10 protein-coding genes and 1 tRNA gene are annotated in these 11,642 nt (G+C 41.0%); 9 read left to right on the top strand and 2 right to left on the bottom strand.

Going from position 1 to position 11,642, the window contains the following annotated elements; translation table 11 throughout:
* A partial coding sequence (locus tag AWH02_RS02300) for a G5 domain-containing protein (protein ID WP_060954899.1) occupies positions 1 to 1,626 on the top strand: 1,626 nt, incomplete at its 5' end.
* 223 nt (positions 1,627 to 1,849) lie between these two features.
* Here AWH02_RS02300 and AWH02_RS02295 read toward each other — a convergent pair.
* A tRNA-Cys gene (locus AWH02_RS02295) sits at positions 1,850 to 1,920 on the bottom strand.
* A gap of 284 nt (positions 1,921 to 2,204) precedes the next feature.
* Between AWH02_RS02295 and rpsB the strand changes: the two genes are divergently transcribed.
* Complete coding sequence (gene rpsB / locus AWH02_RS02290) at positions 2,205 to 2,987, top strand: 30S ribosomal protein S2 (RefSeq protein ID WP_008809924.1); 783 nt, start codon at positions 2,205 to 2,207, stop codon at positions 2,985 to 2,987.
* Positions 2,988 to 3,065: 78 nt separating this feature from the next.
* Positions 3,066 to 4,109: a translation elongation factor Ts gene (tsf, locus tag AWH02_RS02285; RefSeq protein WP_060554214.1), complete on the top strand. Its 1,044-nt coding sequence runs from the start codon at positions 3,066 to 3,068 to the stop codon at positions 4,107 to 4,109.
* 107 nt (positions 4,110 to 4,216) lie between these two features.
* On the opposite strand, the gene AWH02_RS02280 is transcribed toward tsf, so the two are convergent.
* The gene (locus tag AWH02_RS02280; RefSeq protein WP_045773017.1) at positions 4,217 to 4,567 is read right to left on the bottom strand and encodes a hypothetical protein; all 351 of its coding nucleotides are present in this window, start codon (positions 4,565 to 4,567) and stop codon (positions 4,217 to 4,219) included.
* 318 nt (positions 4,568 to 4,885) lie between these two features.
* Here AWH02_RS02280 and AWH02_RS02275 point away from each other — a divergent pair, with 318 nt between their 5' ends.
* The 6 genes from AWH02_RS02275 to AWH02_RS02250 all read left to right on the top strand — a co-directional run bounded on the left by AWH02_RS02275 (position 4,886) and on the right by AWH02_RS02250 (position 11,637).
* The gene (locus AWH02_RS02275; protein ID WP_060554213.1) at positions 4,886 to 5,344 is read left to right on the top strand and encodes a CtsR family transcriptional regulator; all 459 of its coding nucleotides are present in this window, start codon (positions 4,886 to 4,888) and stop codon (positions 5,342 to 5,344) included.
* A gap of 6 nt (positions 5,345 to 5,350) precedes the next feature.
* Complete coding sequence (locus AWH02_RS02270; RefSeq protein WP_060554212.1) at positions 5,351 to 7,780, top strand: ATP-dependent Clp protease ATP-binding subunit; 2,430 nt, start codon at positions 5,351 to 5,353, stop codon at positions 7,778 to 7,780.
* Between the two features lie 218 nt (positions 7,781 to 7,998).
* Positions 7,999 to 9,057, top strand: a complete 1,059-nt coding sequence (locus tag AWH02_RS02265) for an AAA family ATPase (RefSeq protein WP_060554211.1) — start codon at positions 7,999 to 8,001, stop codon at positions 9,055 to 9,057.
* A gap of 21 nt (positions 9,058 to 9,078) precedes the next feature.
* Positions 9,079 to 9,894, top strand: coding sequence for a nicotinamide riboside transporter PnuC (pnuC, locus tag AWH02_RS02260; protein ID WP_060554210.1), 816 nt, complete (start codon positions 9,079 to 9,081; stop codon positions 9,892 to 9,894).
* 43 nt (positions 9,895 to 9,937) lie between these two features.
* The gene (locus tag AWH02_RS02255; protein WP_060554209.1) at positions 9,938 to 10,726 is read left to right on the top strand and encodes an NUDIX domain-containing protein; all 789 of its coding nucleotides are present in this window, start codon (positions 9,938 to 9,940) and stop codon (positions 10,724 to 10,726) included.
* 236 nt (positions 10,727 to 10,962) lie between these two features.
* Positions 10,963 to 11,637, top strand: coding sequence for a hypothetical protein (locus AWH02_RS02250; RefSeq protein ID WP_060554208.1), 675 nt, complete (start codon positions 10,963 to 10,965; stop codon positions 11,635 to 11,637).
* Positions 11,638 to 11,642: the final 5 nt, after the last annotated feature.

The following is an 11,642-nucleotide window of genomic DNA, read 5'->3' as shown; positions in this document are numbered from 1 at the left end:
AAAGCTGATGGCGTACAAGTTAGCAAGGTTAAGAAGTCAGAGAAAGTGACAAAACCAGCTGTAGACGAAGTCATCGAAGAAGGTACCGGTGCAGTTACTACAACTGAAGAAGTAGTAGAAAAAGAAGTTATCAAACATGGTAGCTCTACAGTTCAAAATCCAGCTCTACCAAAAGGCACAAGAAACACAAAAGTTCAAGGTGTAGATGGAGAGAAGGAAGTGACTTACACAGTTACTAAAGCCGATGGCGTACAAGTTAGCAAGGTTAAGAAGTCAGAAACCGTGACAAAACCAGCTGTAGACGAGGTCATCGAAGAAGGTACAGGCCCAGTTGTTATTACTAAGGAAGAAACTAAGACTGAAGAAGTAGATTTCCAAGTCAAAGAAGTTCCAAATCCAGCCCTTCCAGAAGGTGTCCGCAATGTAACAACTCCAGGTAAAAAAGGTGTTCGTACAATCGTTGAGACTGTAACCTACACTGACGGCAAAGAAACAGGTCGTGTAGTGAAATCAAATGAAATCACAACTCCAGCAGTTGATGAAGTCGTTGAAGTAGGTACTAAGAAAGGCGTAGTTACTACAACCGAAGAAGTAGTAGAAAAAGAAGTTATCAAACATGGTAGCTCTACAGTTCAAAATCCAGCTCTACCAAAAGGCACAAGAAATGTAAAAGTTCAAGGTGTAGATGGAGAGAAGGAAGTAACTTACACAGTTACGAAAGCTGATGGCGTACAAGTTAGCAAGGTTAAGAAGTCAGAAACTGTGACAAAACCAGCCGTTGACGAAGTCATCGAAGAAGGTACTGGTCCAGTCATTACCACTAAGGAAGAAACTAAGACTGAAGAAGTAGACTTCCAAGTCAAAGAAGTTCAAAATCCAGCACTTCCAGAAGGTGTTCGCAATGTGACAACCCCAGGTAAGAAGGGTGTTCGTACCATTGTTTACACAGTAACCTACGCAGACGGTGTTGAAACAGGTCGTGTAGAGAAATCCAACACTATCACAACTCCAGCAGTTGATGAAGTTGTTGAAGTAGGTACTAAGAAAGCTACTGCTCCAGTTGTTACAACTGAAAACGTGACTGAAACTCAAGTAATTTACCATGGCACTATCACTTTAAGCAATCCAGATCTTCCAAAAGGAACAAAACGGATTAAGATTGCTGGTGTTGATGGTGAAAAGACTGTTGTCTACACAATTACTAAGACAAATGGTGTTGAAACAAGCCGAGTTGTCAGAGACGAACAGATTACGAAAACACCAATCACTCAAGTAGTTGAAATTGGTACTAAGGAATCTGGTAGCAGCCAATCAAATGCTAGTCAAGATCAAAAAGATCCATCAGACAAAGCTCAAGATTCTAAAGGACAAGGTCAAAAGGATTCAACTGGTAAAGTTCAAGATCCTAAAGATCAAGTGAAACCAGGATCAGATACTGCTACAAGTAGTCAATCAGGTCAAACAGACCGTCCACAACAACCTCAATACTCTAGAGTAAATAGAAACGCAGAAGAGAAGAAGAACCTTCCAAACACTGGTGAACATGCAAATGGCCTTGCGGCTCTATTAGGACTTGTTCTTGCAAGTGTAACAGCCTTCTTTAACTTCCGTCGTAAAAAACACTAAGAATTAGGTTGAAAAAATAGAAGGCATTTGTCTTTAATTCTACTGCTTTTCTCAAAACAGAGAATTAGTAAAAATGCTATAAAAAGAGGCTGAGAGAATATCTCAGCCTCTTTTTGAATCCTAATTTAAGAGATAGGCTTAAAATCTAGCGTCAAATGAAAAGAAAAAAGCCCGATTTTACGAGCTTTATGTTCAGATGCTTCCTGATAAATCAGGTTATATAAGGCGGTAGACGGATTTGAACCGACGATCAAACTTTTGCAGAGCCGTGCCTTACCACTTGGCTATACCGCCTCAACCTTTACTATTTTACCTTAAAAAAGGACTTTCGTCAATACACTTGATTCTAAGAAAATGAAATAATACTGAAAATCAGAAAAATAAATGCTTATAAAATCAAGGTTTTCGAGGAAAAATAAAGCAAAAGAGCTTGTCAAATCCTTGAAATTCTGTTATCATAATAGATGCCGTGCAAATGGCAAAATACTCATTTTAGATGAATTGTGGGACTGTTGCCCTCGGGTTGTCCTGCGAGCTGAAATCTAAAAGAGGAAAAAAACAAAAAGGAGAATTTACTCATGGCAGTAATTTCAATGAAACAACTTCTTGAGGCTGGTGTTCACTTTGGTCACCAAACTCGTCGCTGGAACCCTAAGATGGCTAAGTACATCTTCACAGAGCGTAACGGTATCCACGTTATTGACTTGCAACAAACTGTAAAATATGCAGACCAAGCATACGATTTCATCCGTGATGCAGCTGCAAACGATGCAATCATCTTGTTTGTTGGTACTAAAAAGCAAGCTGCTGAAGCTGTAAAAGATGAAGCAGAACGCGCTGGTCAATACTACATCAACCACCGTTGGTTGGGTGGAACTCTTACAAACTGGTCTACTATCCAAAAACGTGTAGCTCGTTTGAAAGAAATCAAACGTATGGAAGAAGACGGAACTTTCGAAGTTCTTCCTAAGAAAGAAGTAGCTCTTCTTAACAAACAACGTGCACGTCTTGAAAAATTCTTGGGTGGTATCGAAGAAATGCCACGCATCCCAGATGTAATGTACGTGGTTGACCCACATAAAGAGCAAATCGCTGTTAAAGAAGCTAAGAAGCTTGGTATCCCAGTGGTTGCTATGGTTGACACAAACACAGATCCAGACGACATCGATGTAATCATTCCTTCTAACGATGACGCTATCCGCGCTGTTAAATTGATCACTGCGAAAATGGCTGACGCTATTATCGAAGGTCGTCAAGGTGAAGACAGTGTTGAGTCAGTAGAAGCTGAATTGGCTGCAACTGAAACTCAAGCAGACTCAATCGAAGAAATCGTTGAAGTTGTAGAAGGCGACAACGCTTAATTCAAATAATTAGTAATTACCTAGGAGGGCGGGGCTTAGCCCGGCCCTCCTATTTTTAAAAAATATAGGAGAAACAAAATGGCAGAAATTACAGCTAAACTTGTTAAAGAGTTGCGTGAAAAATCTGGTGCTGGTGTCATGGACGCTAAGAAAGCCCTAGTTGAAACTGATGGTGACATCGAAAAAGCGATTGAATTGCTTCGCGAAAAAGGTATGGCAAAAGCAGCTAAGAAGGCTGACCGTGTTGCTGCTGAAGGTTTGACAGGTGTTTATGTAAACGGTAATGTTGCAGCAGTAGTTGAAGTAAACGCTGAAACTGACTTCGTTGCAAAAAATGCTCAATTTGTTGACTTGGTAAATGCAACTGCGAAAGTAATCGCTGAAGGCAAACCAGCTAACAACGAAGAAGCACTTGCTTTGACAATGCCTTCAGGTGAAACTCTTGAAGCTGCATACGTATCTGCAACTGCAACTATCGGAGAAAAAATCTCATTCCGTCGCTTTGCTTTGATCGAAAAAACAGATGCACAACACTTTGGTGCTTACCAACACAATGGTGGCCGTATCGGTGTTATCTCCGTTATCGAAGGCGGAGACGAAGCTCTTGCTAAACAAATTTCTATGCATATCGCTGCGATGAAACCAACTGTTCTTTCATACAAAGAATTGGATGAGCAATTTGTTAAAGATGAATTAGCACAATTGAACCATGCTATTGATCAAGATAACGAAAGCCGTGCAATGGTTGGTAAACCAGCTCTTCCACACTTGAAGTATGGATCAAAAGCTCAATTGACTGATGCAGTTGTTGCTCAAGCTGAAGAAGATATCAAGGCTGAGTTGGTTGCTGAAGGCAAACCAGAAAAAATCTGGGACAAGATCATTCCAGGTAAAATGGACCGCTTCATGCTTGACAACACTAAAGTTGACCAAGCATACACACTTCTTGCACAAGTTTACATCATGGATGACAGCAAGACAGTTGAAGCTTACCTTGAATCAGTAAATGCTTCAGTAGTTGAGTTCGCTCGCTTTGAAGTTGGTGAAGGTATTGAGAAAGCTGCTAACGACTTTGAATCAGAAGTTGCAGCAACTATGGCAGCAGCTCTTGGACAAAACTAAGAATCTACTATCATAAAAAGAACGGGACAAGATTGATTTTTGTCCCGTTTTTATCTGTATAAGCCTAAGCTCTTGGTTCAGTCAAAAGATTTTTACTATTGTTTATGCTATTTAGCCACTCTTCTCATCAAGTTGCTATGTGAAATCACAGCATCAATAAAAATTAGAAGAATGCCAAAAATTAAGAGATGAGTAATTTGAGAATAGGTAAAAGTAATTCTAAACTTCTGAGTGAATAGAATTCCTACCACAGTAGCGAGTGTAATAAGTACATTAAGAGTCCACTTTGTTTTCTGTTTCATCTTGGCCTGTTCAAACAAGAAGGGGATAAAGAAGCAGGCAACCAATATGGCAATCTGGACATTGACATAATGGGCAGAAAATACTGTGTATAGGAACAAGGTTGAAAGCAACCAAGTGAGCACATGGCGAGTATAAGTGAGCCAATCTAGCGTCATTGGACAATCCTCCTTTTTAGATAATTGTGAATAGGTAAGGGACCTATTCTTTCTGTACATTTCCACCTATATTATAACGCTTTAAAAGTTAATTGCAAGCGATTACAAGCGAGAATCTACTCTTTTATAAAGCTTTTTCACTAGTTTGAATTATCAGACCTTTTACCATCCCTTTTCCTTTCAAAATAAGGACTTTTTCGGTATAATATTAGTCAAAGATAGTCAATGTCAAAGATACTTTTGTGAAACTAGAAATCAGTGTCTAATGTTTAATGAAAGAGCGATTAAAAATAATGAGATTGACTAGAAAGGAAGATCATGAGCGGTAAGAATACTTCAGATAATATCGAAGCCTATATTAAAGCAATTTTAGAGCAGGCAGGTATGGTTGAGTTGAAACGGAGCGAGTTGGCTGATGTCTTCCAGGTTGTTCCCAGTCAAATTAATTATGTGATTAAGACGCGCTTTACTGAAAGCCGGGGCTACGTTGTCGAAAGTAAGCGAGGTGGCGGTGGCTACATTCGAATCGGAAAGGTTGAGTTTTCTGATCGCCATCAGATGATATGTGAGTTGTTCGATCGTATTGGAGAGCAAGTGAGTCAACAGTTCTTTACAGATATTGTTCAACTCTTGTTTGATGAAAGAATTATGTCAGAACGTGAAGGCAACCTTCTTTTAGCTATATCGACAGATTGCGTTTTAGGAATAGATGCTCCATTAATTCGCGCTCATATGTTAAAGAAAATATTACAGCAACTTGATAGAAAAGGAACTTAAATAGAAATGAAATATTCAAAAGCCTTGATTGTTAGTATAGAAGAAGCCCAGCAACTGGCTAGCCATTTTGAATCTGAGTATTTAGAGTCATGGCATCTCTTGATTGCTTTTTCTAATTATCCGTACAGCGTAGCAGGCTCAGTATTAAACGATTATCCGCTAGAAATTGATCATTTTGAGGATGCTGCTTACCATGTAGTAGGAAAGTCTTATCAGAAGGAAGGGCGATTTAGTATCCTGCCTTTTTCTCATCGCTTGACGACTCTTTTTAAGGAGGCAAAAGCAATAGCAGAAGCTACTCACGCAAAGGAAGTCGGAACTGAACATATCTTATACGCTATCATCAGCGACAGAGGAACCCTAGCAACTCGTGTTTTGGAATTTGTCGGCTTTAGTTATGAAGACAAAGAAGGAGTCTTGCGTATTAATGATTTGCGAAGAAATCTGGAACAAAAGTCTGGCTGGACTAAGAATGATTTAAAAGCAATCCGCAGTCTTCATAAAGGTTTTAATCAAGCCAAGCAAAACATGGCAAACATGATGGGGATGCCACCTACTCAGAGTGGTGGTCTAGAAGATTACACACGAGACTTGACGGAATTAGCTCGTTCAGGTCAACTAGAGCCTGTTGTTGGTCGAGATCAGGAAATCTCTCGGATGATTCAGGTTCTCAGTCGCAAGACGAAGAATAACCCTGTCTTGGTTGGGGATGCTGGAGTTGGTAAAACTGCTCTAGCTCTCGGTTTGGCCCAGCGTGTAGCTTCTGGTCAAGTTCCACACGAACTAGCCAAAATGCGGGTTCTAGAGCTTGATTTAATGAATGTAGTCGCAGGGACTCGTTTCCGTGGGGATTTTGAAGAGCGTATGAACAATATCATCGATGATATTGAGAAAGATGGTAAGGTCATTCTCTTTATCGATGAGCTTCATACGATTATGGGATCTGGTAGCGGTATTGACTCTACGATGGATGCTGCGAATATCCTTAAACCTGCTCTGGCTCGCGGAACACTGCGTACGATAGGAGCTACAACTCAAGAAGAATACCAAAAGCATATTGAAAAAGACGCTGCTCTATCTCGGCGCTTCGCTAAGATTAGTATTGAAGAACCAGGTGTGGCTGACAGCATTGCTATCCTTAAGGGGCTAAAAGAAAACTATGAAGCCCATCATAAGGTAATGATTACAGATCAAGCCATTGAAACAGCTGTAAAATATGCCCACCGTTATTTGACAAGTAAGCATCTGCCAGATTCAGCAATTGATCTATTAGATGAAGCGAGTGCTACAGTACGTAACAATGGTCCTCAGAGTCATGCACAAGAGGATTTGAGTCCAGCAGATCGAGCAATTATAGCTGGTCAGTTCAATAAACTTAGTCGCTTGATCGAGAAAGAAAATCAACCTCTGTTAAGTAATTTAAGAGTAGAGGAAGCAGATATTCTGACAACCCTAAGTCGTCTGTCTGGTATTCCAGTTCAAAAATTGACCCAGACAGATGCTAAGAAGTATTTGCACTTAGAAGAAGAATTGCATAAGCGGGTGATTGGTCAAGATGAAGCTATCTCAGCTATTAGTCGTGCTATCCGTCGTAACCAGTCAGGTATTCGAGCGAATAAGCGACCGATTGGTTCCTTTATGTTCTTGGGTCCAACTGGGGTTGGTAAGACCGAGTTGGCTAAGGCTCTGGCAGAAACCCTCTTTGACGACGAATCAGCTCTCATTCGTTTTGATATGAGTGAATACATGGAGAAATTTGCAGCCAGTCGTCTCAACGGAGCGCCTCCAGGTTATGTCGGCTATGAAGAAGGGGGCGAATTGACAGAGAAAGTTCGCAACAGACCTTATTCTGTTCTCTTATTTGACGAAGTTGAAAAAGCTCATCCGGATATTTTCAATGTCCTTCTGCAGGTTCTAGATGATGGTGTATTGACTGATAGTAAGGGAAGAAAGATTGATTTTTCAAATACGATTATTATCATGACCAGTAACCTAGGCGCGACCAGTCTGCGTGATGATAAGACAGTTGGCTTTGGGGCTCGTGACATCCGTTTAGACCATGCAAATATGGAAAAACGAATGTTAGAAGAGCTCAAAAAGACATACCGTCCAGAATTTATTAACCGAATTGATGAAAAAGTGGTCTTCCATAGCTTGTCTGCTGACCATATGCAGGAGGTTGTCAAAGTGATGATTAAGCCTCTGGTTGCCAGTCTAGCTGAAAAGAATATCGAACTAAAATTCCAAGCCAGTGCATTGAAACTACTAGCTAAAGAAGGCTATGATGTAGAAATGGGGGCTAGACCTCTTCGTAGGACTCTGCAAACCAAAGTTGAAGACAAACTAGCAGAACTGCTATTAACTGGTGATTTACAAGCTGGTCAGACCTTGAAAGTGGGGGTTAAGGCAGGCCAGTTGAAGTTTGATATAGTCTAAATTCTAAAGAAGATCGCAGTAATCTTACTGAACAATTGTAAAAACAAAAGGAAAGCTCTGATATAACAATTATCAGGGCTTTTTTAATTTTGAGTTTGAATTTTGAGTTTAAAAATATTTTTATAAAATTTTATAAAAACTATTGACAAAATAAAAATATAGTTTATAATAAAAACATAGAAAAATAAAAATATAAAAAATAATAAAAAGGTGAAAGTATGAAAGAAAAAATTGCTATCGTCTTTGGAACCTTTGCTCCCTTGCATCAGGGGCATATCGATTTGATTCAGAAGGCAAAGCGTTCTTACGACAAGGTGCGCGTGCTGGTTTCTGGTTATCAAGGTGACCGTGGGGAAGAAGTAGGCCTGTCTCTGCAGAAGCGTTTCCGCTATACGCGGGAGACTTTCGCAGATGATGAATTAACTCAGGTTTACAAACTGGACGAAACTTCTTTTCCTCGCTATCCTCTGGGTTGGGACCAGTGGCTGCCGGCTTTATTGGAGTTGGTGGGCTATGATTCAGAACGCGAGGAACTGATTTTCTTTGTCGGAGAATCAGACTATCAAGCGGAGCTGGCAAAGCGTGATTTCAAAACTTCTTTGCAGGAGCGACAGTTTGGGATTTCAGCTACGATGATTCGGGAAAATCCTAGTCGTTATTGGAAATATATGGCCCAACCATTCCGTCGGCATTTCACCAAGAAAGTGCTGATTATGGGTAGCGCCAGCAATGGTAAAACGACCTTGGCCAAGGATTTGGCTCGCTACTATGATGCTCCAGTTAGTCTAGAATATGCTCGAGAATACCAGATCCAAAATAACGTGCGAGATGATGAACTGACCCCTAAAGACTACTACTATCTGCTATTAGGACAATATGCTCAGACTTCCCGCCTGATTGACAGCAACGCCAACCGTGGTCTGGTCGTGGCCGATACAAATTCTCTAGTAACCAAGGCCTACTATGATTATTATCTGAAAGAAAGTCCGGTTCAAGACGAGGAAACAGATACCTTTGACAATCTCTTTGTCAGCATTTTGTCTAAGGAAAAATGGGATTTGATTCTCTTTGCTGAACCGGTCGGCACCTATGTTAACGATGGCTTTCGCGATATGAGTATGGCAGATGAGGCTATACGCAGTGATTTTTCTAGTTATCTGAAAAAGCTGAAAGAACAGTACTTGCCTGATCATCCGACAGTCTATCTGGCTGGCAGTTATTTGGACAATTATCAAGCAGCCAAAGAAGCAATCAACAGGATTTATCAAGCAGATTAAAAAAGAAAGTGGTAGAATAGAATGGAAATAAAAAATCAAAAACTCTCTCCTGAAGCTCTCTGCGCAGGACTGAAACAAAAAAACCAAACCTTTGCTCGGAATTTCCGTAATGTCTGTGCCGCAGCTAAAAAGCAGGGCATTAATGGGATTGCAAAATTGCTCTGGCAGGACCTATTTGGTGGCCGTAGCTTGGCTCAATGGCTCTACTTACTTGCTCTTTCCAGTCTGCCTTTCATTCTGGAGTTTACAAGTGGCCAGGCGAAGCATGATTGGCTGGGACTCTTTGCTTCCTGGACAGGTATCGTCTGTGTCATCCTAGTAGCTGAGGGTCGGGCTAGCAACTACCTTTTTGGGGCTGTAAATTCAGCAATTTACCTTATATTATCCTTCAAGGCTAGTTTTTATGGTGAAGTACTGACAACGATCTACTTCTTTATCATGCAGCCAATCGGCCTTTATACTTGGCTGTCCAACCGGGTTAATGAGCAAGATAAGGAAGAACCTTCTCATTTTGAAGCTAAGAAGTTAGACTGGCGTGGCTGGCTTAAATACCTGGCCTTGACGGCCTTGATTTGGATTGGTATGGGCTTTGCCTATAAAAGCATTCACAGTCACCGTCCTTTCCGTGATAGTGTGACAGATGCGACCAATGGTATCGGTCAGCTTCTCATGACTGGTCTCTACCGTGAGCAGTGGATTTTCTGGATTGCGACCAATCTCTTCAGTATCTATCTCTGGTGGGGTAGCAATCTCCATATCCAGGCCATGTACTGGGTCTATACCCTCAATAGTATCGTCGGGTGGTATCAGTGGAGCAAGGCAGTGAAGAAAGCTTAGAGCAAGATTTGGAGGATTTTTGATAGAAAAGGATAAGATACTTATGACCAAACAGGCTATTCCATCTGGTATGACAGAAAAAGAATATCATGAAACAATGGCGGATGAATCCGCCTTTTTGGAATGGTACAAGACTCAGGATTTGCCAAAATATGAGACCCCGAGTGTAACAGCAGATATGGTGGCTTACTGCTTCGTGGAAGGTCAGATAAAACTCTTGGTCATCAAGCGCAAGGCCCATCCTTATCAAAATAAATATGCCCTAGTCGGAGGCTTTGTAGACAAAAATGAGGATGCCTATCAAGCCTGTATTCGGGAAGTCAAAGAAGAGGTAGGACTTGAGATACCGCTGGAAAAGGTAGAACAGCTGATGACGGTTTCTACACCTGGACGTGATCCACGTGGTTGGGTCATTACTATTTCCCACTTGGTTTATCTTCCGGCTATAGCAGTAGATCAAGCACAAGCTGGTGATGATGCTAAAGAAGTCACCTTTCTTGATGTGGACTTTAAGACAAGGAGCTTTAGGGATGGTGAACAACTTTTGACAGCAGAGGACTTTGCCTTTGACCACTACCAAATCCTGCTAGAATCGATTAAACGGATTCAAGGACGACTGGATTGGAATCCAACTTTTCTTCATTTGCTAGAATCGCCGTTTACTGTTTATGAAGGGACTGAGCTGGTTAATCTCATCTCGCCTAGACGACCTATTGTCAGCAATAATTTTCTAGTTAAATTTGGAGAATATCTAGAAGAAGCTGGCGTCAAGCGCGTGCCAAAGAAGAAGCCGAGAAAAGTGTATCGACTGAAGACAGAAAAAACGGCTTAAAAGAAAGTCGAGGCTATATTTCTCTTGCAGGGCAAAATTGTCCTGTTTTTCTTATTTTAATGACGAATAGATAAGTAATAGCGAGTTTCTTATGACAAAAGAAGCAGATTGAAAAACAGAATATCGCTTGAGTATAAAATTTTTTGAAGAATCTTGTATAAATGATTGACAAAGCAACTTTGCAGTATTACAATTATATTACAAAAAGATTTCTAAATATTACAAGGAGGCAAAAGATGAAAACACGTACTTATACAAAAATGATGGTTGCTGTGATTATGGCTTCTAGTTTGCTTTTAGGGGCATGTGGTAAGAAAGAAGAAAGTACAACAAGTACTAGTTCTAGCAAGACTATTCAAGCTTCCTCTAGCTCAAAAGTTGCGTCATCCAGCAAGATTAGCGCTTCTCCTAAGGTTAGTAATAGCACCTCTTCGGAAGGTATAGTTAGCCAGTCTGGACAAACTGAAGCTCCTGCCAGTCAGAAACAGGCTCCTGCCGAAACGCCTCAAGTCCAACAAACGCAGCCACAGCAAGCTTCAGGTCGACAAAACACTCAGACTCAATCAACTCAACCAGCCCAAGCACCGGAAAGCAATCGCCAGCTTCAGAATAAACAAGCAGCCAGCAATGCTCGCTATAAAGGTGTCTTGACTATGGTGGATGGGGATTTCTCAGCGGCTGCTGGTACTTGGAAGGGTGCAAATGGAAATACTGTGACTGTATCAGGCAACGGCCAATTCACAGTCCAGTCTGCAGATGGAAAGACAGATAATTATTCCATCGCTTCCTACTCTTATACGCTGGATGATGGCAAATACAATGCTCAATTAAGCGGCCAAGGTAATGCCAATCTGCAGATTACAACAGGAGCAGATGGTTCAGTAACAAGCGTTGTGGTGACTCAACCCTAAACAGA

It is taken from the genome of Streptococcus gordonii (genome assembly GCF_001553855.1).
Taxonomy (GTDB): domain Bacteria; phylum Bacillota; class Bacilli; order Lactobacillales; family Streptococcaceae; genus Streptococcus; species Streptococcus gordonii.
Note: the sequence above shows the minus strand (reverse complement) of the source record. Positions and strands in the feature narration are given on the sequence as shown.

Coding starts and splice junctions, on each gene's coding strand:
- rpsB (WP_008809924.1), top strand. CDS start 2,205: ATGGCAGTAATTTCAATGAAACAACTTCTTGAGGCTGGTGTTCACTTT.
- tsf (WP_060554214.1), top strand. CDS start 3,066: ATGGCAGAAATTACAGCTAAACTTGTTAAAGAGTTGCGTGAAAAATCT.
- AWH02_RS02280 (WP_045773017.1), bottom strand. CDS start 4,567: ATGACGCTAGATTGGCTCACTTATACTCGCCATGTGCTCACTTGGTTG.
- AWH02_RS02275 (WP_060554213.1), top strand. CDS start 4,886: ATGAGCGGTAAGAATACTTCAGATAATATCGAAGCCTATATTAAAGCA.
- AWH02_RS02270 (WP_060554212.1), top strand. CDS start 5,351: ATGAAATATTCAAAAGCCTTGATTGTTAGTATAGAAGAAGCCCAGCAA.
- AWH02_RS02265 (WP_060554211.1), top strand. CDS start 7,999: ATGAAAGAAAAAATTGCTATCGTCTTTGGAACCTTTGCTCCCTTGCAT.
- pnuC (WP_060554210.1), top strand. CDS start 9,079: ATGGAAATAAAAAATCAAAAACTCTCTCCTGAAGCTCTCTGCGCAGGA.
- AWH02_RS02255 (WP_060554209.1), top strand. CDS start 9,938: ATGACCAAACAGGCTATTCCATCTGGTATGACAGAAAAAGAATATCAT.
- AWH02_RS02250 (WP_060554208.1), top strand. CDS start 10,963: ATGAAAACACGTACTTATACAAAAATGATGGTTGCTGTGATTATGGCT.